This window comes from Pseudomonas sp. MUP55 (assembly GCF_034043515.1).
Classification (GTDB): domain Bacteria; phylum Pseudomonadota; class Gammaproteobacteria; order Pseudomonadales; family Pseudomonadaceae; genus Aquipseudomonas.
This window is the reverse complement of record NZ_CP138214.1, coordinates 2,272,247-2,295,250: the sequence shown is the minus strand read 5'-3', so window position 1 is coordinate 2,295,250 and position 23,004 is coordinate 2,272,247. Positions and strand designations below refer to the sequence as shown.

Sequence of the window (23,004 nt, the reverse complement as noted above, 5' to 3'; positions counted from 1 at the left end):
TCAGCTTGTTTATAGCTGACTCACCGCCATCGGGGGCAAGCCCCCTCCCACATTAGGACCACACTCGGCCAGATATACCTAGGGCGCCAGCCCTTCCACAATAATGATCTGCGCCTCTCCCGCCCCCGCTCTGTGCCCCTTGGCCTGCTGATATTCGGCGGACTCATAGCACGCCACCGCCTGCTCATAACTTTCAAACTCAATCACCACATTGCGCTGCCGTGCCGGGCCGCCTTCCATCGCCTCACTGCGCCCGCCCCTGGCCAGAAATCGTCCGCCGAACTTCGCAAACGCAGCCGGTGCGCGCTGGGTGTACTGGGTGTATTGCTCTGCATCGGACACATCCACATGGGCAATCCAATAGGCCTTCATCGGGACATCCTCTTTTTTAGATTTGTGGTATACCATAATACATACAACCAAAAAGTCGAGCTCCTTCCATGTCCTTCAACAGCATCGCAGACATCATCGAAGACTACCGCCAGGGCAAGATGGTCCTTCTGGTCGACGACGAAGACAGGGAAAACGAAGGCGATCTGCTGCTGCCCGCTGCGTGCTGCACCGCCGAGGCTATCAGCTTCATGGCCCGCGAAGCCCGTGGCCTGATCTGCCTGACCCTCACCGATGAACATTGCCAACGTCTGGGCCTGGAGCAGATGGTGCCCAGCAATGGGAGCGTGTTCAGCACTGCGTTTACCGTATCCATCGAAGCCGCCATCGGGGTGACCACCGGCATCTCCGCCGCCGACCGCGCACGCACCGTGGCGGCGGCCGTCGACATCAACGCCGGGCCTGCCGACATCGTGCAGCCTGGGCATATTTTCCCGCTGCGCGCCAGGGATGGCGGCGTGCTGACCCGCGCCGGCCACACCGAAGCCGGCTGCGACCTGGCGCGCCTGGCCGGGCACGCGCCGGCCTCTGTGATTGTCGAAGTGATGAACGACGACGGCACCATGGCCCGCCGCCCCGACTTGGAAGCCTTTGCCCGCAAGCACGGGATCAAGATCGGTACCATCGCCGACCTGATCCACTACCGCCTAAGTACCGAACGCACCGTGGTGCGCATCGGCGAACGCGACCTGCCCACGGTGCACGGCACCTTCCGCCTGATCACCTTTGAAGACCGCATCGACGGCGGCGTGCACATGGCCATGGTCATGGGCCAACTACGCCGCGATGAACCGGCACTGGTGCGTGTGCACGTGATCGACCCGCTACGCGACCTGGTGGGCGCCGACTACAGTGGGCCGTCCAACTGGACCTTGTGGGCCGCCTTGCAACGCGTGGCGGCAGAAGGCAGCGGCGTGGTGGTGGTGCTGGCCAACCATGAATCGTCCCAGGCACTGCTGGAACGCGTACCGCAGTTGACCCAGGCGCCGCGTCAGTTCAGCCGGTCGCAATCGCGGATTTATTCAGAAGTGGGTACCGGCGCGCAGATATTGCAGGACCTGGGCGTGGGCAAACTGCGTCACCTCGGACCACCGCTGAAATACGCGGGCTTGACCGGTTACGACTTGGAAGTCGTGGAAAGCATCCCCTTCATCTGAGGCTGGAAACCCCGCATGGCGGATAACCGGTATGGCAAAGTGCTTGCGCAAAGTTTGGAATACCATAATATGATATTCCATAGGTCGGACAACCTTGACCAGGCAATCCGGACCGACTGCTCCCGATAGGCGGGCACTCCAAAGCCCCGCTCATAAACACAACAATGAGGGCGTAAAAATGGTGTTGAACAAAGGTGCAACCGCGGCGCTGTTTGCGGGATTGTTGAGCGTGGCCAGCCAGGCGGCGCTGGCGGCGGAAAGTGTCAACTTCGTAAGCTGGGGTGGCAGCACCCAGGACGCACAGAAGCAGGCGTGGGCTGACCCGTTCAGCAAAGCCAGCGGCATCACCGTGGTTCAGGACGGTCCCACCGACTACGGCAAACTTAAGGCCATGGTCGAAAGCGGCAACGTGCAGTGGGACGTGGTGGACGTCGAAGCCGACTTCGCCCTGCGCGCCGCCGCCGAAGGTCTGCTCGAACCCCTCGACTTCTCGGTGATCCAGCGCGACAAGATCGACCCGCGCTTCGTCTCCGACCATGGCGTCGGCTCGTTCTTCTTTTCCTTCGTGCTCGGCTACAACGAAGGCAAGCTCGGCGCCGGCAAACCGCAGGACTGGAGCGCCTTGTTCGACACCAAGACCTACCCCGGCAAACGTGCCCTCTACAAATGGCCTAGCCCTGGCGTGCTGGAACTGGCGCTGCTGGCCGACGGCGTACCCGCCGACACGCTCTACCCACTGGACCTGGACCGAGCTTTCAAGAAACTCGACACCATCAAAAAAGACATCGTCTGGTGGGGCGGCGGTGCGCAGTCGCAGCAACTGCTGGCCTCCGGCGAAGTCAGCATGGGCCAGTTCTGGAACGGCCGCATTCACGCCCTGCAGGAAGATGGCGCACCGGTGGGCGTGAGCTGGAAGCAGAACCTGGTGATGGCCGACATTCTCGTGGTGCCTAAAGGCTCGAAAAACAAAGCGGCTGCGATGAAGTTCCTGGCCAATGCCAGCAGCGCCAAGGGCCAGGCGGATTTTTCCAACCTGACCGCCTACGCCCCGGTGAACATCGACAGCGTGCAGCGCCTGGATTCGGTCCTGGCGCCCAACCTGCCGACGGCCTACGCCAAGGACCAGATCACCCTCGATTTCGCCTACTGGGCCAAGAACGGTCCGGCCATTGCGACACGGTGGAATGAATGGCTAGTCAAATGAAAATGACGGCAACCACACCGGCCGCCGGCGCCCTCGACGCCGGCGGTGCAGTTGCCGGCAAGGCCGGGGCGCCGTCCCTGAAGCAGCGTTGGCGCGGGTCGAGCAACCTGGTCCCGGCGCTGCTGTTTCTCGGCCTGTTCTTCCTGGCGCCACTGATCGGCCTGCTGCTGCGCGGCGTGCTGGAGCCGGTGCCGGGCCTGGGTAACTACGAACAGTTGTTTGCCAACTCGGCGTATGCGCGGGTGTTGCTCAATACCTTTTCGGTGGCTGGCCTGGTGACCCTGTTCAGCCTGCTGCTGGGCTTTCCGCTGGCCTGGGCGATTACCCTGGTGCCGCGCGGCTGGGGCCGCTGGATCCTTAACATCGTGCTGTTGTCGATGTGGACCAGCTTGCTCGCCCGCACCTATTCCTGGCTGGTCTTGCTGCAAGCCTCCGGGGTGATCAACAAGGCATTGATGGCCATGGGCATCATCGATCAACCGCTGGAGATGGTGCATAACCTCACCGGCGTGGTGATCGGCATGAGCTACATCATGATTCCGTTCATCGTGTTGCCGCTGCAGGCGACCATGCAGGCCATCGACCCGATGATCCTGCAGGCCGGCTCCATCTGTGGCGCCAGCCCGTGGACCAACTTCTTTCGGGTGTTCCTGCCGCTGTGCCGGCCGGGGTTGTTCTCCGGCGGGTTGATGGTATTTGTGATGTCCCTCGGTTACTACGTCACCCCAGCCCTGCTGGGCGGTGCGCAAAACATGATGCTGCCCGAGTTCATCATTCAGCAGGTGCAATCGTTCCTCAATTGGGGCCTGGCCAGTGCCGGTGCGGCGTTGCTGATTTTCATCACGCTGGTGCTGTTCTACTTCTATCTGAAGCTCCAGCCGGAGTCCCCGGTTGGTGCCAGCAACGCGAGGTAAGCCGTCATGCTCCTGACCCCCAACGCCATGAGCCGCAGGATGCGCCTGGGCCTCTACACCACCACCGGCTTGATTGGCCTGTTCCTGCTCTTGCCGATCGTGTTTATCGTGCTGCTGTCGTTCGGCTCGTCGCAATGGCTGGTGTTCCCGCCACCGGGCTGGACGCTCAAATGGTACGGCCAGTTCTTCTCCAATCCCGACTGGATAAACGCGGCGATGGCCAGCCTCAAGGTGGCGGTGCTGACCATGCTCTTCGCCGTCGCGCTGGGGCTGCCAACGGCCTTTGCCCTGGTGCGCGGACGCTTCCCCGGCCGCGAGCTGCTCTACGGCCTGTTCACCCTGCCGATGATCGTGCCGCTGGTGATCATCGCCGTGGCGGTGTACGCGCTGTTCCTCAAGCTAGGCTATACCGGCACGATGTTCGCCTTTGTGGTCAGCCATGTGATTGTCGCGCTGCCGTTCACCATCATCTCGATCATCAACTCGCTCAAGCTGTTCGACAAGTCGATTGAAGACGCCGCGGTGATCTGCGGCGCCTCGCGCCTGCAGGCGGTGTTCAAGGTGACCTTCCCGGCGATTCGCCCAGGGATGGTGGCCGGTGCGCTGTTCGCCTTTCTTGTCTCATGGGACGAAGTGGTGCTCAGCGTGATGATGGCCAGCCCGACCCTGCAAACCCTTCCCGTCAAAATGTGGACCACCCTGCGCCAGGACCTGACGCCTGTGATCGCCGTCGCCTCGACGTTGCTGATCGGGCTGTCGGTACTGGTCATGGTGATTGCCGCCGCCCTTCGTCGGCGCACTGAAACCCGCGCCTAGGCGCCGAGGAGCAGAACATGAGTGCAGTAATCCAAGATGTCGCGCAGAACCCCGGCCAACCACTGGTCAGCCTGCGTAACCTGAACAAGTACTACGGCGACTTTGCCGCCGTGGACAACATCTCCCTGGACATCCAGGACGGTGAGTTCCTCACCTTCCTCGGCTCCAGCGGCTCGGGCAAGAGCACCACCCTGTCGATGCTCGCTGGCTTTGAAACGCCGAGCAGCGGCGAGATCCTGGTGAGTGGGCAATCGCTGGTCAACGTGCCGCCGCACAAGCGCGACATCGGCATGGTGTTTCAACGCTACTCGCTGTTTCCGCACCTGTCGGTGCGCGACAACATCGCCTTCCCCCTGGCCATCCGCAAACTGGCCAGCGCCGAACGCGAGAAACGCGTCGACGCCATGCTCAAGCTGGTACAGCTGGAACCGTTCGCCCATCGCCGCCCCTCGCAACTGTCCGGCGGCCAGCAACAGCGAGTGGCCATCGCCCGCGCGCTGGTGTACGAGCCTCGCATCCTGCTGATGGACGAACCCCTCGGTGCCCTCGACAAGAAACTGCGTGAAGACCTGCAGGACGAACTGCGCCAGCTGCACCGGCGCCTGGGCATCACCATCGTCTACGTGACCCACGACCAGGAAGAAGCGATGCGCCTGTCCCAGCGCATCGCGATATTCAGCCATGGCAAAATTGTCGGCCTGGGCAGCGGTTTCGACCTGTACCAGAACCCGCCGAACGCGTTCGTCGCCTCGTTTCTGGGCAATTCCAACTTCCTCAAGCTCAAGGCCCGGAGCAATGCGGCAGCGTCGTTTGAAGGCCAGTCGCTGTCGATCCGCCTGACCACCGGGCTGCACACCGGGCAGGATGTATTACTGATGGTACGCCCGGAAAAGGCCCTGGCACTGAGCGTCGAACAGGCCGCCGAACAACCGTTGGCCGCAGGCTGGAATGAAGTCTCGGCGATTGTCGGGGAGGTGCTGTTTCTGGGCGAGAGCCAGACCTGCGCGGTGAAGACCCTCGGCGGTACTTCGATGACGGTCAAAGCGCTCTCTGCGGCGGGCATGCCGCTCAAGGCCGGCGACCCGGTGCGGGTACGCTGGGCCACGGCGGATGCGTGTGTGTATACGGAGTGGGCCGAGAGTGATTTGAACAAGGCGGCCGGGGCGCATTGAGCCTGCCTCGGAAAGCTTCATGTGGGAGCGGATGGCTCCCGATAGCGGAATATCCGTCAGCTGGTTTTTTGTAGCTGGCTGTTCCGCCATCGGAGCGCCGCCTCAAGCCCTGGACCAAATGGCCCAGATGACGGTTCCAACCGCCCAGATATGACAGCTGCGATAGGGCCACAATGCCCATCTTCTGAGCGCTAAAGGAACTGACGCCAACTCGCCCTCGGTGACTAGGCCAGCTTTCACGAAGCGCTTTGAATCGGACAGGAAATCAACCATCAGTCCCATACGGTGAAACCTATCGATCCGTTGGTTTCTTTTCCAAAAACGTTTATGCCTACGAACTCTTTCGTTCTCACTGAAGTAACTTTCCAGCTCGTCGAGCTTTCTATATTCGGCATATAGAATCAGCCCCAAAAGGACATGCGTCCCAGCCATCCACACGATGGTGTAAACCAAAAAGAACGACATCGTTAAGCCCCTTCTGGTTGAAATATAAAATGTCCGTCGGCTTCGATAACTCCTCCCCCTAGAAGCGCACCGCCATCGCCGACCAAAGCGCCTCCTGAATACCCTCCCGCAGCGCCACCGATAATTCCACAGGCCAACTCAGCGCGTCCCTTAGTGGCAATAGCGAAAGCTATCCTACAAACACTCCGCCCAACCTTGGCACCATAGACTCCCCCGATCGAAGCACCCGCCACGCTACCCGCCAACCGCCCCGTCTCCACATACTTGGCCCGCCGACACTGCGCCTCCCTCCCCGTCATGCACGCTTCCTTGATCTCCAATCCCGCCGCGCCAACGTCCATCACCATTCCCACATACGTACCCTTGCCCAACCATTTGGATACCTGCGCAATCGCCCCCATCCGCTGGGCATACCCGGCAATCTCCGCATTATGCAAATAGCTTTTGGTGGAGACCCCGAGGACCTTCTTCAACGACTGATTACTGCGCAACCCCGTACCCAATCTGGCCGCGCCACGCAGTTGCGTATCCAGCAATGCAAACAGCATCTGCCGTTGGCCAATGAAGGCATTGCGATTCAACCCGCCCGTTTTCATCCGTTGATGCAAGCGCTCGATTTCCTCCAACGTATGCACTATTTCATCCAAATGTCGCGCCCAGGCCGATGTCGCGCTGCCCACGCCAATCGAGCCATAGGTCAGCAAGCTCTGCAGCAAGTCATAGTCATTGACTACCGCCGCCCCGGTCGATGAGTGCTGTTCCAGGTCGCGCCGCACCTGCTCGGCATGGCGCATCAACCAGGCTTCGTCCCTGGAGCATTCCACGCTGTGTGCATCCGGAATAATCACCAATTGCCCCGGCGTGACCAGCCCATGGCGCAGGTGGCGGTTGAGCACATCAAAATGGTCGGAGCGCTGGCGGCTCAAGCCTCCCCCCATCAAGCGCGACTTCAAGCTGCTGTAGTCAGTTGTATGGTCGTTGATATAACCCTGCGCCATGCGCTGCATCCCACGTCCAATAGCGATGGCGTGGAAATATAAGCAAGCGAATACGGCCCGGACACCAGCCGGAAGGCGTGGAGAGAAATAGAGAAGTTGCCTACTGCACCAGGGAAAACCGACTACAAAAAAATACCCGGCAAGCGCCGGGTATTTGATTTGACGTGAGGATCAGTCCGAATAACCCAACTTCACCGCTCGGACCTTCTGCGTCTGCTTGCGCGTCGCCAGGCAGTAATACAACGGACACGTCACCACCAACCCCACCAGCCACGACAGGTCCGCGCCGTCCACCAGGTTGGCCCACGGCCCCACATACAACGACGTATTGGCAAACGGCAGTTGCACGATGATCCCGATGAAATACGCCACGATCGCATGCAGGTTAAACCGCCCATACACTCCGCCATCCGCCTGGAAGATCGAGGCGATGTCGTACACCCCGCGTTTGATGATGTAAAAATCGATCAGGTTGATCGAGGCCCAAGGCACCAGCACCAGCAACAGCGCGAGAATCAGCCCGATAAATTGCGCGATGAAGTCCGCGGACGCGCCCAGCGCCACCACGCAGCAACCGCCGAGGATCACGCCCGAGAGCACCACGCGCACTTTGATGCTGGGGGTCCAGCGGCTGGCGAAGGTCTGGATTGAGGTGATGATCGAAAGCACCGCCCCGTACAGGTTCAGTGCGTTGTGGCTAATGATATTGAGCAGAAACAGCACCATCAGGATCGGCCCCAGCGCGCCGGTGGCTTGCTTGACTGCGATCATGGCTTCGGTGCCTTCCGGTGTCGCCAGTGCCGCCACCAGGCCGAAAGCGAACGACAGGATGGTGCCCAGGGTCGCGCCCAGGTAGGTGGCTATAAACGGTCGGGTGATGCCGATGTCCGCCGGCAGATAACGCGAATAGTCACTGGTGTAGGGCGAAAAGCTGATCTGCCAGATCACCCCCAGCGACACCGTGGCCAGCCAGCCGGCGGCGTTGAAGCCGCCGCGGGTGAAGAAGTCCGGCGGCAGGTCGTGGGCAAAGATGTAGACAAAACCGGCGAGCAACGCGCTGCCCATCACCCACGTGCCGATGCGGTTCAAGGTATGGATGAAGCGGTAGCCGATCACGCCAATGGCCGTAGCGCTGAGGGCGCCGATGAGGATGCTCGCCGGCACAGGGACCGAGGGCACGATGCCGACGATGGATTTGCCGGCCAGCACGATATTGGAAATGAAAAAGCCGATGTAGATCAGCGCCGCGAAAAACACGATCAGCAGCGCGCCGTAGCGCCCGAACTGGCCACGGCTCTGCACCATCTGCGGGATGCCCATGCGCGGGCCCTGGGCCGAGGCCAGGGCGATCACCACACCGCCGAGCAGGTGTCCGAGGATGATCGCCAGCAGCCCCCACATCAGGTTGAGATGAAACACCTGGGCCACCATTGCGCCAGTGACGATGGGCAGCGGCGCGATATTGGTACTGAACCACAATGTGAACAGGTCGCGGGCCTTCCCGTGGCGCTCTGCGAGGGGGACGTAATCGACCGTGTGATGCTCGATCAGGGGGTCTTGCCGGGACATTTGAGGCATATAAATAACTCGCGTTGGTCTGCTCTTATAGTTGTTTGACGCCAATCGAGGGGGGTTTACGACCGCCCCTTAGACGAACACCATATTATGGTATTCCAACTTTTTGCAAGGCTGATCCGCTGGTCCAGTCCGCCTCAGATGGGGTAATCCCGGCCCAACAAAACCCGGTATCAAGGGATAAATCCCCGCAATAGAGGGTTTTCGCGGGTGCTGGACACGTTTATCGCTTCTTCAAAAAAGCCCTTGCAACCTATGTATTACGGTATACCATCAGACCTATAAATTTAAAAAAACCGCTTCATAGCAGAGGACCATCCCATGATCGATGCCGCCATCTACAAACAAGTGATGGGTTCGTTTCCGTCCGGGGTCACCGTGATTACTACCCTGGACGACGACGGGCAAATCGTCGGCCTCACCGCCAGCGCGTTCAGCTCGCTGTCCATGGACCCGGCCCTGGTGCTTTTCTGCCCCAACTACAGCTCCGACTCCTACCCCGTACTGATCAAGAACAAGCGCTTCGCCATCCATGTGCTGTCCGGCGGACAGCAAAGCGAAGCCTATGCCTTTGCGCGCAAAGGCAAGGACAAGGCCCAAGGCATCGAGTGGACCCTGAGTGCATTGGGCAATCCGATCCTGGCCAACGCCACGGCGGTCATTGAATGCGAGTTGTGGCGCGAGTATGAAGGCGGCGACCACGCAATCATGGTTGGCTCGGTCAAGAACCTGATCGTGCCGACACAGCCGAATGGGCCCCTGGTGTATTGCCACGGCAAGATGGGTACCCTGCCGGTGCCTGCTTGATACCCCGCTGAACCCGCTTTTTGCGGAAAATAACAATAGATCCGAGGTAAGCGTCATGAAATTTTCGCTGTTCGTACACATGGAACGCTGGGATGAAAGCGTCAGCCACCGTCAGTTGTTCGAAGATTTGACCGAACTGACCCTGATGGCCGAAGCCGGTGGTTTCAGCACCGTGTGGATTGGCGAACACCACGCGATGGAATACACCATATCGCCCAGTCCAATGCCGCTGCTGGCTTACCTCGCGGCCCGAACCACCACTATCCATCTGGGCGCCGGCACCATCATCGCGCCGTTCTGGCATCCGCTGCGGGTGGCAGGCGAATGCGCGTTGCTCGACGTGATCAGCAACGGGCGCATGGAAGTGGGCCTGGCCCGTGGCGCGTACCAGATCGAATTCGATCGCATGGCCGGCGGCATGCCCGCCTCGAGCGGTGGCCAGGCCCTGCGCGAAATGGTGCCGGTGGTGCGCGCCCTGTGGAAAGGCGACTACGCCCACGACGGCGACATCTGGAAATTCCCCACCTCCACCAGCGTGCCCAAGCCGATCCAGCAGCCCAGCCCACCGATGTGGATCGCCGCACGCGACCCCGACTCCCACAACTTTGCAGTAGCAAACGGCTGCAACGTGATGGTCACGCCGCTGATGAAGGGCGACGAAGAAGTCCTGGACCTTAAAAACAAATTCCAGGCTGCCCTGGACAACAACCCTGGCGTGCCCCGCCCGCAATTGATGGTGCTGCGTCACACCCACGTGCACGCCGCTGATGACCCGCAAGGTTGGGAAGTCGGGGCCAAGGCAATCTCGAAATTCTATCGTACCTTCGATGCCTGGTTCGGCAACAAGAACGTGCCGGTCAATGGTTTCCTGGAGCCAAGCCCGGAAGAGAAGTTTGCCGCACGCCCAGAGTTCGAACTGGAAAGCCTGCACAAAACCGCGATGATCGGCACCGCGCAAGAGATCATCCCGCGCATTCGGTACTACCAGGAACTGGGCGTGGATGAGTTCAGCTTCTGGTGCGACAACAGCCTGCCCCATGCCGAGAAGAAGAAGTCCCTGGCACTGTTTATCGAGCAGGTAGTGCCGGCGTTTCGTTGACCGTCTGCACTCGCCCGCAAAGCGAAAGGTGCTCACTGTAGGAGCGAGCTTGCTCGCGAAAAACGTCAACGATAACGCGTGTTTTCTGAATCAACGCGGTGTCTGTGAGTTTTTCGCGAGCAAGCTCGCTCCTACACAAAGCCTTCCCACGAAGACGTCGGCCCAGCCAACATTGATATCGGTTGACCCACCGCTATCGGGAGCAAGCCCCCTCCCACAAGGGTTCTGCGCTTGACTGACCGGCATCAGGGCTTACCCGTCCTACTTTCTTTGACCCCGGCCCATCATCGCAGCATCCGTAACAGTCTATTGCGCCGCACAATGTACTAACCAGTTACTTATCTTGCTAAAATCGCGTTTTGCCCTCTCTCACTCGAGTCCTTTCGACATGAAACGAGCATCGCGCGCCGCTGGCGTCTCTAGAATCCTATTGCTGGGCCTGGGCGTGATCATCGCCCTGCTCGGCCTTGCGCTCGCCGTCGGCGGCGCCAAACTGGTCAGCCTGGGAGGTTCCTGGTACTTCCTGGTCGGTGGCGTGGTCATGGCCATTGCCGGGCTGCTGATTGCCCGGCGCAAGCCGGCAGGCGCCTGGTTGTTCGCCGCGTTCCTGGTCGGCACGGCCGTATGGGCGGTCGCGGATGCAGGGCTGGTGTACTGGCCGCTGTTCTCGCGATTGTTCATGTTCGCGGTGATCGGCATCGTGGTCGCGCTGGTCTATCCGTTGCTGGCCGGCAAACCAGCGCGTGGTGCCTATGGCGTCGCGGCCGTGCTGGCGCTGGGCGTGGTGGTGGCGGCAGGCAATATGTTCGTCGCGCACCCCAGCGTAGCGCCGACCGGTACCGGCCCTGGCATCACCCCGGTGGCCGCAGCCGATGCCCAGAAAGACTGGGCACACTACGGCAACACCGAAGGCGGCAGCCGCTTCGCCGCGCTGGACCAGATCAATCGCGACAACATCGACAAGCTCAAAGTCGCCTGGACCTACCGTACCGGCGACGTGGCCATCAGCGACGGCAACGGCGCCGAGGACCAACTGACGCCCCTGCAAATCGGCAATAAAGTGTTCATCTGCACCCCGCACAACAACTTGATCGCGCTGGACGCCGACACCGGCAAGGAACTGTGGAAAAACGAGGTCAACGCCCAATCGGCGGTATGGCAGCGTTGCCGGGGCATGGCGTATTTCGATGCCAGCGCGCCGATTGCCCAACCGACCCAGCCGAACAGTTCGCCGATCATCGCCGCCAGCGTTCCCGCCGGTGCGCAATGCCAGCGTCGCCTGCTGACCAACACCATCGATGCACGCCTGATCGCCGTGGACGCCGACACCGGTAAATTCTGCGAAGACTTCGGCAACCATGGCCAGGTAGACCTCAAAGCCGGACTCGGCAATGTGCCGGACAGCTACTACCAATTGTCCTCGGCGCCGTTGATTGCCGGCACCACCGTGGTGGTGGGCGGCCGCGTTGCGGATAACGTCCAGACCGACATGCCCGGCGGCGTGATCCGTGGCTTCGATGTGATCAGCGGCCAGATGCGCTGGGCCTTCGACCCGGGCAATCCGCAAGACAAACAGGCCCCGGCCACCGGCAGCACCTACGTGCGCAGCACCCCCAACAGCTGGGCGCCGATGTCTTACGACCCGCAGATGAACACGGTTTTCCTGCCGATGGGCAGCTCGTCCACTGACATCTACGGTGTAGAGCGCACCGCGCTCAATCATAAATACGGTGCTTCGGTTCTGGCGCTGGACGCCTCCACCGGCGCAGAGAAGTGGGTGTACCAGACGGTCCACAACGACCTGTGGGACTTCGACCTGCCGATGCAACCCAGCCTGATCGACTTCACCCCGCCGGGCAGCGACAAGGCAGTGCCCGCCGTGGTGATCGGCACCAAGGCCGGGCAGATCTATGTGCTGGACCGCGCCACCGGCAAGCCGTTGACCGACGTGCAGGAAGTGCCGGTCAAAGCCGCGAACATCCCCAACGAGCCTTACTCGCCGACCCAGCCCAAATCGGTGGGCATGCCGCAGATCGGCGCGCAGACCCTGACCGAATCGGACATGTGGGGCGCGACACCGTACGACCAGTTGCTGTGCCGCATCGACTTCAAGGGCATGCGCTACGACGGCCTGTACACCGCGCCGGGCACCGATAAATCCCTGAGTTTCCCGGGCTCACTGGGCGGGATGAACTGGGGCAGTATTTCCACCGACCCGGTGCACGGTTTCATCTTCGTCAACGACATGCGCCTGGGCCTGTGGATCCAGATGGTGCCGTCGCAGAACAAGGCCCAGGCCGCCTCCGGTGGCGAAGCGCTGAACACCGGCATGGGCGCCGTGCCGCTCAAGGGCACGCCGTATGCGGTGAACAAGAACCGCTTCCTGTCGGTGGCCGGCATTCCGTGCCAGGCACCGCCGTTCGGCACCTTGACCGCCATCGACATGAAGACGCAAAAGGTCGCCTGGCAAGTCCCGGTGGGTACCGTTGAAGACACCGGCCCCCTGGGTATCCGCATGCACCTGCCGATCAAGGTGGGCCTGCCGACGCTCGGCGGTACGCTGTCGACCCAGGGTGGCCTGATCTTTATCGCCGGCACCCAGGACTTCTACCTGCGCGCTTTCAACAGCGGCAACGGCGATGAAATCTGGAAAGCCCGCCTGCCCGTGGGCAGCCAGGGCGGCCCGATGACCTACGTGTCACCGAAAACCGGCAAGCAGTACATCGTCATCACCGCCGGCGGTGCGCGCCAGTCCACTGACCGTGGCGACTACGTGATCGCCTACGCCTTGCCGTAACCCCCCCTGTTCGCGCGGTGCGCCCGCACCGCGCTTTGTGTCTGGAAAATCCCCGCATGAACCCTACTTCTCATACCTCCCTTGGGCGCCTGTTGCTGGGCCTGGCCTTTGCCGCCGCCCTGCCCGTTCAGGCCGACGACAGCACGCTGACCGGCGACTGGGGCGGCCTGCGCCGCGAACTCGACGAGCAAGGCGTGCGCTTGACCGGCGACTACAGCGGCGAGACCGCCTACAACGCCCACGGCGGCCAGCACCGCTCGGCGCGCTATTCGCAAAACCTCAAGCTGGGTGTGCAGTTCGACCTGGGCATGCTCTACGGTTTGCAACATGGCGACCGCATCCAGCTGACGATCAACGACCGGCGTGGCAACAGCGCCTCCGACGACCTGGTGGGCAATCGCCTGCCGATCCAGGAAAACTACGGCGGCCTCTATACGCGCCTGACCGAGCTGAGCTATGAGCGCACGCTGTTCACCCCGGCGCTTAACCTCAAGCTCGGTTACATGGCCATGGGCAACGACCTCGGCGGCCTGGACAGCGGCATTCTGTGCAACTTCATGAACGCCGGTTTCTGCGGGCACCCGCTGAACATGTCGGGCGGCAGCGGCTGGGCCAACTACCCGAATGCGCATCTGGGCGCCCGAGTGAAATACGACTTTTCGCCCAACTGGCAACTGCGCGTGGCGGCGTTCAATGTCGACCCTTCCAGCAACGGCAACGCCAGCCGCGCCTGGCACTTGGGGCCCAAGCACACCACCGGCACCGTGGTGCCCATCGAGCTGATCTACAAACACGCCGGCAGCCTGCCGGGTGAATACAAGCTCGGTTATTACTACGACAGCTCCGATGTAAAGCGCATCGGCAGCGATAAGGACGTCGGTGGTCGCGGCGGCCACTACCTGTTTATCGACCAGGCCGTGTGGGCCTCGCCATCGTCCCAGGGGCGCAGCCTGCACGCCTTCGGCCAGTATTCGGCGGCCAGCGAGGCGGCGTCGCCGTTCAGCAAGTGGTATGGCGCCGGCGTGGTGCTGTACAAACCGTTCGAAGGCCGCCCGCGTGACAGCGTCGCCCTGGGCTATGGACGCGCCGTGCCGAACCCGCGCAGCCGCGAGGTGCAGGAACTTGCCGCGTTCAATGCCGACCGGCCCTACCCGGGGCTGGACAGCGCCGAGCAGTTGATCGAGCTCAGTTATGGCTACCAGGCCACGCCCTGGCTGACGCTGAGGCCGGATATGCAGTACATCATCGAACCGGGGGCGTTTTCCGGGGAGAGCATCGACAATGCGCTGATCCTGGGTTTGCAAGTCAAGGCCGTGTTCTAAGCCGCGCCGTGCTGGTACTGCCTCGGCGTGCAACCGTACTCGCGACGAAACACCGTGTGCAGGTATTGCGCTGATTTGAAGCCACAGGTCTGCGCAATGTCGGCAATCGCCAGGGCCTGGTTTTCCAGGCCCTTGGCGGCGGCGGCAAGTTTGAAGCGCAGGATCTCGTCGTGCACGCTGCACCCACGCACCTTGCGAAAGTGCGACTCCAGCGACGAGCGCGACACCCCGACATACGCCGCCACCTGCGCGGTCTTGATGCCCTGGCATGCGTACTGGCGAATGAACAGCAGGGCCTGCATCACATAGGGATCGCCCAGCGGTTGGTGCAGGCTGGAAGCCTGCACATTGATCGCTTCCGGCGGCACCAGAATCTGCGTCCCCGCGCAGGGTTTGCCGTGCAGCATCTGATGCAGCAGCGCGGCGGCGGTACGGCCCATGGTCTCGGTGCCCTGGATCACCGAACTGAGCGGCACCCGCGTCAGCGTGCGGGTCAGCGGGTCGTTGTCGATGCCGATCAAGGCCACTTCCTCGGGCACCGCAATGCCCGCCGTCAGGCAGGCTTGCAACAGCTGGCGGGCACGGGCATCGGTCACCGCGATAATGCCGATGGGCTTGGGCAGGCTGTGCAGCCAGGCAATCTGCTGCTCCACCGCGCTGTCCCATAACGGCGCGCTGGTACCCAGGCCGCGGTACACCTCGACGTGCAGGCCATCGCGCTGCATCAACCGGCGAAAGGCCTTCTCCCGCTCTTGGGCCCAGCGATTGGCCTGAGCCTGGGGCAGGCTGAAACAGGCAAACCGCGTCAACCCCGCCTCGATCAGGTGCTCGTAGGCCAACTTCATCAAGGCATGATTATCGGTCGCCACATAGGGGATTCCCTTGGGGTACTGGCTGGCGTCCTCATACGAGCCGCCCACCGCCACCACCGGCACCCGACTCCCGGCCAGCGCCTCGCCGATCAGCGGGTCATCGAAGTCGGCGATGATGCCATCGCCCTGCCAGCGCTCGATGCCACGCAGGCGGCACAGGAAATCTTCCTCCAGAAACAAATCCCAGGACACGCGGGTGCTGCTCAGGTAATTGCCGATGCCGGCGATGATGCCGCGGTCGTAGATTTTGCTGCCATTGAACAGCAAGGCGATGCGGTGAACGGGCGGTAGGGTTTTCATTGTTTTTTTGTCCTGTGGCCGGTTGAGACAGACTAGCCCTCGCTGCACAAAATCGCACCACCCCTTGGTGATTTTCATAATCAGCAGCCCAGGTGCCGTTGCTAGTATCCAGACACCATCAAGAACAATAAGGAAAACGCCATGCCGTACTTCCCCGGTGTCGAGAAGGTGCGCTTCGAAGGCCCTGCCAGCGACGCCCCTCTCGCCTTTCGTCATTACGATGCGAACAAACTGATCCTCGGCAAACCCATGCGTGAGCACCTGCGCATGGCCGCCTGTTACTGGCACACCTTTGTGTGGCCGGGGGCGGATATGTTTGGTGTGGGCACCTTCAAGCGGCCGTGGCAGCGCAGCGGTGATCCGATGGAGTTGGCCATCGGCAAGGCGGAGGCCGCGTTTGAGTTTTTCTCCAAGCTGGGCATTGATTACTACAGTTTCCACGACACCGACGTGGCCCCCGAAGGCAGTTCGCTCAAGGAATACCGCAACCACTTTGCGCAGATGGTCGATCACCTGGAGCGTCACCAGGAACAAACCGGTATCAAGCTGCTGTGGGGCACCGCCAACTGCTTCAGCAACCCGCGCTTCGCCGCCGGTGCCGCGAGCAACCCGGACCCTGAAGTGTTCGCCTACGCGGCGGCCCAGGTGTTCAGCGCGATGAACGCCACGCTGCGGCTCAAGGGCTCCAATTATGTGCTGTGGGGTGGCCGTGAGGGCTATGAAACCCTGCTCAATACCGACCTCAAGCGCGAGCGTGAACAACTCGGCCGGTTCATGCGCATGGTGGTGGAACACAAGCACAAGATCGGCTTCAAGGGCGACCTGCTGATCGAGCCCAAGCCTCAGGAGCCGACCAAGCACCAGTACGATTACGACAGCGCCACGGTGTTCGGCTTTCTGCATGAGTACGGCCTGGAACACGAGATCAAGGTCAACATCGAGGCCAACCACGCCACCCTGGCCGGGCACAGCTTTCATCATGAGATCGCCACCGCCGTGTCCCTGGGGATTTTCGGCAGCATCGACGCCAACCGTGGCGACCCGCAGAACGGCTGGGACACCGACCAGTTCCCCAACAGCGTCGAGGAAATGACCCTGGCCACCTATGAAATCCTCAAGGCCGGCGGGTTCAAGAACGGCGGCTACAATTTCGATTCCAAGGTGCGCCGCCAAAGCCTGGATGATGTGGACTTGTTCCACGGCCATGTGGCCGCTATGGATGTACTGGCCCTGGCGTTGGAACGCGCGGCCGCCATGGTGCAGAACGACCAGTTGCAACAGTTCAAGGACCAGCGTTATGCCGGTTGGGACCAGTCCCTGGGCCGTGCGGTGCTGGCCGGTGAGTTCAGCCTGGCGTCGCTCGCCGAACATGCGTTTGCCAACGAACTCAACCCGCAGGCCGTGAGTGGCCGGCAGGAGATGCTCGAAGGCGTGGTAAACCGGTTCATCTACACCTGAAGCCCCTCTGTAGGAGCGAGCTTGCTCGCGAAAAACGCAAGAACGACAGGGTTAACCCAGTGTCTCGCGTTATCGTTGACGTTTTTCGCGAGCAAGCTCGCTCCTACAGAGGGCAGTGACATTTGCGCGACAAATCTATGCACAGAGCGCCCAAGGACGCTCTACAGTTTTAGGCGCACCACCCTGTGTCTTTCCAACAACAATAAAAGGACGCACCACCATGAAGTCATTCAAACGTACCCTGCTCGCCACCACCCTGGCCCTGCTCGCCCTGCCGGTGATGGCCGATTCGGCGCATCCGAAAATCGGCTTTTCCATCGACGACCTGCGCCTGGAGCGCTGGTCCCGAGACCGCGACTACTTTGTCGCGGCGGCGGAAAAGCTCGACGCCAAGGTGTTCGTGCAGTCGGCCGACGCCAACGAGCAGAAGCAAATCTCGCAGATCGAAAACCTCATCTCCCGTGGCGTCGACGTGATCGTTATCGTGCCGTTCAACGCCACGGTGCTGACCAACGCGGTCGCCGAAGCCAAGAAGGCCGGGATCAAGGTCGTGTCTTACGACCGCCTGATCCTCAACGCGGACATCGACGCCTACATCTCCTTCGATAACGAAAAAGTCGGCGAAATGCAGGCCAACGGCGTGCTGCAGGCGGCGCCCAAGGGCAACTACTTCCTGCTCGGCGGCGCGCCTACCGACAACAACGCCAAGGTGCTGCGCGAAGGCCAGATGAAAGTGCTGCAACCGGCCATCGACAAGGGCGACATCAAGATCGTCGGCCAGCAATGGGTCAAGGAATGGAACCCCACCGAGGCTCTGAGCATTGTCGAGAACGCCCTGACCCGCAACGACAACAAGATCGACGCCATTGTCGCCTCCAACGACGCCACCGCCGGCGGTGCGATCCAGGCCCTGGCCGCGCAGAAACTGGCGGGCAAGGTGCCGATTTCCGGGCAGGATGCTGACCTCGCAGCGATCAAGCGCGTGATCGACGGCACCCAGACCATGACCGTGTACAAGCCGCTCAAATTGATCGCCACCGAGGCGGCCAAACTATCGGTGCAACTGGCACGCAATGAAAAGCCTACCTACAGCTCGCAATACGACAACGGCAGCAAGCAGGTCGACACCATCCTGCTCACGCCAACGCCGCTGACCACGGCCAACATCGACGTGCTGGAGAAGGACGGTTTCTACACCAAAGAGCAGATCGCCGGGCAATGACCGTGATGGCCGCCGACTACTTGCTGCAAATGAACGGCATCGTCAAAACCTTTGGCGGTGTCAACGCCCTCAACGGCATCGACATCAAGGTACGGCCGGGGGAATGCGTCGGCCTGTGCGGTGAGAACGGTGCGGGCAAATCCACCTTGATGAAGGTGCTGTCGGCGGTCTACCCCCACGGCACCTGGGAGGGTGAAATTCTCTGGGACGGACAGCCGCTCAAGGCCAAGTCGATCAGCGAAACCGAGGCCGCCGGGATTGTCATCATCCACCAGGAACTGACCCTGGTGCCCGACCTGTCGGTGGCCGAAAACATCTTCATGGGCCACGAATTGACCCTGCCCGGCGGGCGCATGAACTACCCGGCGATGCTGCACCGCGCCGAGGCGTTGATGCGCGAACTCAAAGTGCCGGACATGAACGTCGCGCTGCCGGTGTCGCAGTACGGCGGCGGCTACCAGCAACTGGTGGAAATCGCCAAGGCCCTCAACAAACAGGCGCGTCTGCTGATCCTTGACGAGCCCTCCTCGGCCCTGACCCGTTCGGAAATCGAGGTGCTGCTCGACATTATCCGCGACCTCAAGGCCAAGGGCGTGGCCTGTGTGTATATCTCCCACAAGCTCGATGAAGTAGCCGCCGTGTGCGACACCATCGCGGTGATTCGCGATGGCAAGCACATTGCGACCACCGCCATGGCCGACATGGACATCCCCCGGATCATCACGCAGATGGTCGGCCGCGAAATGAGCAACCTCTACCCCACCGAGCCTCACGAGGTGGGCGAGGTGATCTTCGAGGCGCGCAACGTCACCTGCTATGACGTCGACAACCCCAAGCGCAAACGCGTCGACGATGTCTCCTTCGTGCTCAGGCGCGGTGAAATCCTCGGCATCGCAGGGCTGGTGGGCGCCGGGCGCACGGAATTGGTGTCGGCACTGTTCGGCGCCTACCCCGGACGCTACAGCTGCGAGGTGTGGCTGGAGGGCCAGGTGATCGACACGCGCACGCCGCTCAAGTCGATTCGCGCCGGGCTGTGCATGGTGCCCGAGGACCGCAAGCGCCAGGGCATCATCCCCGACCTGGGCGTGGGCCAGAACATCACCCTGGCGGTGCTCGACACCTACGCCCACCTGACCCGCATCGACGCCGAAGCCGAACTGGGCAGCATCGACCAGCAGATCGCCCGCATGCACCTCAAGACCGCCAGCCCGTTTCTGCCAATCACCAGCCTGTCCGGCGGCAACCAGCAAAAAGCCGTGTTGGCGAAAATGCTGATGGCCAAGCCCAAGGTGCTGATCCTGGACGAGCCCACGCGCGGGGTCGATGTGGGCGCCAAGTATGAAATCTACAAACTGATGGGCGCGCTGGCGGCCGAAGGGGTGTCGATCATCATGGTCTCGTCGGAACTCGCCGAAGTGCTCGGCGTGTCCAACCGCGTGCTGGTGATCGGCGACGGCCAGTTGCGGGGCGACTTCATCAACCAGGGGCTCACCCAGGAACAGGTGCTCGCCGCCGCGCTCAGCCAAAACAATAATGATCGGAAGACCGCGTAGATGAATCAGGTCAAACAGCTCTTCACTCGCTACAAAATGCTCGCCCTGGTGATCGCCGTGGCGTTCATCTGGCTGTTTTTCAGCTGGCAGACCGAGGGCGGTTTCCTTACCCCGCGCAACCTGTCCAACCTGCTGCGGCAGATGTCCATCACCGGGATCCTGGCGTGCGGCATGGTGCTGGTGATCATCAGCGGCGAAATCGATTTGTCGGTGGGTTCGCTGCTCGGATTGCTGGGCGGGCTGGCGGCGATCCTGGATGTGGTCTATCACATTCCGCTGCTGGCCAACCTGAGCCTGGTGGCGCTGTGCGGCCTGATGATCGGCTTGGCCAATGGCTACATGACCGCCTACCTGCGCATCCCCTCGTTCATCGTCGGCCTGGGCGGCATGCTGGCGTTTCGCGGGATCCTGCTGGGCATCACCGGCGGCACCACCATCGCGCCGGTGTCGCCGTCGCTGGTGTACGTCGGCCAGGGGTACCTGCCGCACACCGTGGGCTTCGGGCTGGGCGTGGTGCTGTTCGCGCTGACCCTGTTCCTCACCTGGAAACAACGGCGCAACCGCGCCCTGCATGGCCTGGCCGCACATTCCCTGATGCGCGACGTACTGCGCGTGGCGCTGATCGGCGCGGTGCTGGCCGGGTTTGTCACCACCCTCAACAGCTACGACGGCATCCCGGTGCCGGTGTTGCTGCTGCTGGTGCTGCTCGGCGTGTTCAGCTACGTCACCAGCCAGACCGTCTTCGGGCGCCGCGTGTATGCGGTGGGCAGCAATATGGAAGCCACACGGCTGTCAGGCATCAACGTGCAGGCAGTGAAACTGTGGATCTTTGGCATCATGGGCGTGATGTGCGCCCTCGCCGGCCTGGTCAACACCGCACGCCTGGCCGCCGGCTCACCGTCGGCGGGGAACATGGGCGAACTGGACGCCATCGCCGCGTGCTTTATCGGCGGCACCTCGATGCGCGGCGGCTCGGGCACGGTGTACGGCGCGTTATTGGGCGCGCTGGTGATTACCAGCCTGGACAACGGCATGTCGATGCTGGACGTGGACAGTTACTGGCAGATGATCGTGAAGGGCAGCATCCTGGTGCTGGCGGTGTGGGTGGATGTGAGTACGCGGGCGGGTCGGCGATAGCCCCCTCCCACATTTGTCTGCATTCCAACGCTGGCACTTGTTGGTGATCGTTCCCACGCTCTGCGTGGTAATGCCTCCTGGGACGCTCCGCGTCCCGCCAGCCGCTGCGCACAGGTGACGCAGAGCGTCACGGGCTGCATTCCCACGCGGGAGCGCGGGAACGATCTTAAACAGGCGAAAAAAAGTGGGAGGGGGCCCCCCCCTCCCACATCAGGTTTTGTGGCGCAGATAAAACCTTACTTCGACACCGGCATCGCAAATTCCGCGCCTTGCTCGATGCTCTCCGACCAACGCTGCATGATCGACTTCTGCTTGGTGTAGAAACGCACGCCTTCGGTGCCATAAGCATGCATGTCGCCAAACAGGCTCTTCTTCCAGCCACCAAAACCATGCCAGGCCATCGGCACCGGGATCGGTACGTTGATGCCGACCATGCCCACTTCGATGCGCCGTGCAAACTCGCGGGCGATGTTGCCGTCGCGGGTGAAGCAGCTCACGCCGTTGCCGAACTCGTGGTCGTTGACCAGTTTCACCGCGGCGGCGAAATCATCCACGCGCACGCAGGCCAGCACCGGGCCGAAGATTTCCTCGCGGTAGATGCTCATGTCCCGGGTCACGTGGTCGAACAAGGTGGCGCCGAGCCAGAAGCCGTTTTCCAGGCCAGGCTCGGACGGCACGTAGTCGCGGCCGTCGAGCAGCAATTGCGCGCCGGCTTGCACGCCCTGCTCGATGTAGCCGCTGATCCGCTCCAGGGCAGCGCGGGACACGATCGGGCCCATTTCGGCCTTGAGGTCGCGGCCATCGGTGATGCGCAGTTGCTTGGCGCGTTCGGTCAAGGCGGCGATGACTTTATCACCCACATCGCCCACCAGCACCGCCACCGAGATCGCCATGCAGCGCTCCCCGGCACTGCCGTAGGCGGCGCCCATCAGGGCATCGACGGTGCGCTCGATGTCCGCGTCGGGCATCACCACCATATGGTTTTTCGCCCCGCCCAGGCCTTGTACGCGCTTGCCGTTACGCGCGCCGCTCTCGTAGATGTACTGGGCAATCGGCGTGGAGCCAACAAAACTCACGGCCTTGACGTCTGGGTGTTCGATCAGCGCGTCCACCGCTTCCTTGTCGCCCTGCACCACGTTGAACACGCCCTTGGGCAGGCCCGCTTCACGCAGCAGCTCGGCCATGAACAGCGAGGCGCTCGGGTCGGTGGGGCTGGGCTTGAGAATGAAGGTATTACCCGCCGCGATGGCGATCGGGTACATCCACATCGGCACCATCACCGGGAAGTTGAACGGCGTCACGCCGGCCACCACGCCCAGCGGCTGGCGCATCGTCCAGTTGTCCATGCCACGGGAAACCTGGTCGGAATGTTCGCCCTTGAGCAGGTTGGGAATGCCGCAGGCGAATTCGAGGATATCGATGCCACGGTCGACTTCACCCTGGGCGTCGGTAAACACCTTGCCATGTTCGGCGACGATGATGCGCGCCAGGTCGTCCTTACGCTCACGCAGCAGGTGCAGGTATTCGAACAGCACACGGGCGCGGCGGATCGGTGGGGTGTCGGCCCAGCTGGCGAAGGCGGCCTGGGCGGCAGCGACGGCTTCGGCCACGGTCTGGCGGCTGGCCAGGGCCACGCGCGCGGTGACTTCGCCGGTGGCCGGGTTGTAGACGTCCTGATAGCGATCATCGCGGCTTACGCGCTGGTCGTTGATGTAGTGCTCGAGGGTAGCAGGCATGGCAGGCGAT

19 protein-coding genes are annotated in these 23,004 nt (G+C 62.0%); 13 read left to right on the top strand and 6 right to left on the bottom strand.

The genetic code is table 11. The annotated features are described in order from the left end of the window. Window positions 1–78: 78 nt before the first annotated feature. Window positions 79–372, bottom strand: a complete 294-nt coding sequence (locus SC318_RS10465; RefSeq protein ID WP_306492596.1) for a DUF1330 domain-containing protein — start codon at window positions 370–372, stop codon at window positions 79–81. Window positions 373–440: 68 nt separating this feature from the next. On the opposite strand from SC318_RS10465, the gene ribBA reads away from it, so the two are divergent. The 5 genes from ribBA (at window position 441) to SC318_RS10440 (ending at window position 5,653) form a co-directional block, all read left to right on the top strand. Then, the gene (gene ribBA / locus SC318_RS10460) at window positions 441–1,547 is read left to right on the top strand and encodes a bifunctional 3,4-dihydroxy-2-butanone-4-phosphate synthase/GTP cyclohydrolase II (RefSeq protein WP_320430720.1); all 1,107 of its coding nucleotides are present in this window, start codon (window positions 441–443) and stop codon (window positions 1,545–1,547) included. Between the two features lie 178 nt (window positions 1,548–1,725). After that, entirely contained in the window at window positions 1,726–2,751 is a 1,026-nt protein-coding gene (locus SC318_RS10455; RefSeq protein WP_306492594.1) for an ABC transporter substrate-binding protein, read from the top strand. Next, window positions 2,748–3,665, top strand: a complete 918-nt coding sequence (locus SC318_RS10450; RefSeq protein ID WP_320430719.1) for an ABC transporter permease — start codon at window positions 2,748–2,750, stop codon at window positions 3,663–3,665. The genes SC318_RS10455 and SC318_RS10450 overlap by 4 nt, the downstream gene beginning before the upstream one ends. A 6-nt stretch (window positions 3,666–3,671) precedes the next feature. Then, entirely contained in the window at window positions 3,672–4,481 is an 810-nt protein-coding gene (locus SC318_RS10445) for an ABC transporter permease (protein ID WP_320430718.1), read from the top strand. 17 nt (window positions 4,482–4,498) lie between these two features. After that, on the top strand, window positions 4,499–5,653 hold the full coding sequence (locus SC318_RS10440) for an ABC transporter ATP-binding protein (protein WP_320430717.1): 1,155 nt from the start codon (window positions 4,499–4,501) through the stop codon (window positions 5,651–5,653). Between the two features lie 102 nt (window positions 5,654–5,755). Here the strand turns inward: SC318_RS10440 and SC318_RS10435 are convergent, their stop codons facing one another. The 3 genes from SC318_RS10435 to SC318_RS10425 form a co-directional block, all read right to left on the bottom strand. Continuing rightward, entirely contained in the window at window positions 5,756–6,118 is a 363-nt protein-coding gene (locus tag SC318_RS10435; protein ID WP_320430716.1) for a hypothetical protein, read from the bottom strand. A 2-nt stretch (window positions 6,119–6,120) separates the two neighbouring features. Next, window positions 6,121–7,116: a hypothetical protein gene (locus SC318_RS10430; RefSeq protein WP_320431211.1), complete on the bottom strand. Its 996-nt coding sequence runs from the start codon at window positions 7,114–7,116 to the stop codon at window positions 6,121–6,123. A gap of 171 nt (window positions 7,117–7,287) precedes the next feature. Next, window positions 7,288–8,694, bottom strand: coding sequence for a purine-cytosine permease family protein (locus SC318_RS10425; RefSeq protein WP_320430715.1), 1,407 nt, complete (start codon window positions 8,692–8,694; stop codon window positions 7,288–7,290). 318 nt (window positions 8,695–9,012) lie between these two features. On the opposite strand from SC318_RS10425, the gene SC318_RS10420 reads away from it, so the two are divergent. The 4 genes from SC318_RS10420 (at window position 9,013) to SC318_RS10405 (ending at window position 14,716) form a co-directional block, all read left to right on the top strand. Then, window positions 9,013–9,498 (top strand): flavin reductase family protein, encoded by a 486-nt coding sequence (locus SC318_RS10420; RefSeq protein WP_306492587.1) that lies wholly within the window; start codon window positions 9,013–9,015, stop codon window positions 9,496–9,498. 55 nt (window positions 9,499–9,553) lie between these two features. After that, window positions 9,554–10,597 carry an LLM class flavin-dependent oxidoreductase gene (locus tag SC318_RS10415; protein ID WP_320430714.1) on the top strand — a complete coding sequence of 348 codons (1,044 nt, stop codon included), beginning with the start codon at window positions 9,554–9,556 and terminating at the stop codon, window positions 10,595–10,597. A gap of 388 nt (window positions 10,598–10,985) precedes the next feature. Next, on the top strand, window positions 10,986–13,394 hold the full coding sequence (locus SC318_RS10410; protein WP_320430713.1) for a glucose/quinate/shikimate family membrane-bound PQQ-dependent dehydrogenase: 2,409 nt from the start codon (window positions 10,986–10,988) through the stop codon (window positions 13,392–13,394). A 56-nt stretch (window positions 13,395–13,450) separates the two neighbouring features. Then, the gene (locus SC318_RS10405) at window positions 13,451–14,716 is read left to right on the top strand and encodes a carbohydrate porin (RefSeq protein WP_320430712.1); all 1,266 of its coding nucleotides are present in this window, start codon (window positions 13,451–13,453) and stop codon (window positions 14,714–14,716) included. Here SC318_RS10405 and SC318_RS10400 read toward each other — a convergent pair. Then, window positions 14,713–15,888 (bottom strand): XylR family transcriptional regulator, encoded by a 1,176-nt coding sequence (locus SC318_RS10400; RefSeq protein WP_320430711.1) that lies wholly within the window; start codon window positions 15,886–15,888, stop codon window positions 14,713–14,715. The two genes, SC318_RS10405 and SC318_RS10400, sit on opposite strands and share 4 nt — an antisense overlap. A gap of 141 nt (window positions 15,889–16,029) precedes the next feature. On the opposite strand from SC318_RS10400, the gene xylA reads away from it, so the two are divergent. The 4 genes from xylA to SC318_RS10380 all read left to right on the top strand — a co-directional run bounded on the left by xylA (window position 16,030) and on the right by SC318_RS10380 (window position 21,258). Further along, the gene (gene xylA / locus SC318_RS10395) at window positions 16,030–17,346 is read left to right on the top strand and encodes a xylose isomerase (protein WP_320430710.1); all 1,317 of its coding nucleotides are present in this window, start codon (window positions 16,030–16,032) and stop codon (window positions 17,344–17,346) included. A 220-nt stretch (window positions 17,347–17,566) separates the two neighbouring features. Next, on the top strand, window positions 17,567–18,568 hold the full coding sequence (xylF, locus tag SC318_RS10390; protein WP_320430709.1) for a D-xylose ABC transporter substrate-binding protein: 1,002 nt from the start codon (window positions 17,567–17,569) through the stop codon (window positions 18,566–18,568). After that, entirely contained in the window at window positions 18,565–20,121 is a 1,557-nt protein-coding gene (gene xylG, locus SC318_RS10385) for a D-xylose ABC transporter ATP-binding protein (protein ID WP_320430708.1), read from the top strand. Before xylF ends, xylG begins: the two co-directional genes overlap by 4 nt. Continuing rightward, entirely contained in the window at window positions 20,122–21,258 is a 1,137-nt protein-coding gene (locus SC318_RS10380; protein ID WP_320430707.1) for a sugar ABC transporter permease, read from the top strand. 236 nt (window positions 21,259–21,494) lie between these two features. On the opposite strand, the gene SC318_RS10375 is transcribed toward SC318_RS10380, so the two are convergent. After that, on the bottom strand, window positions 21,495–22,994 hold the full coding sequence (locus SC318_RS10375; protein ID WP_320430706.1) for a CoA-acylating methylmalonate-semialdehyde dehydrogenase: 1,500 nt from the start codon (window positions 22,992–22,994) through the stop codon (window positions 21,495–21,497). Between the last annotated feature and the right edge of the window lie 10 nt (window positions 22,995–23,004).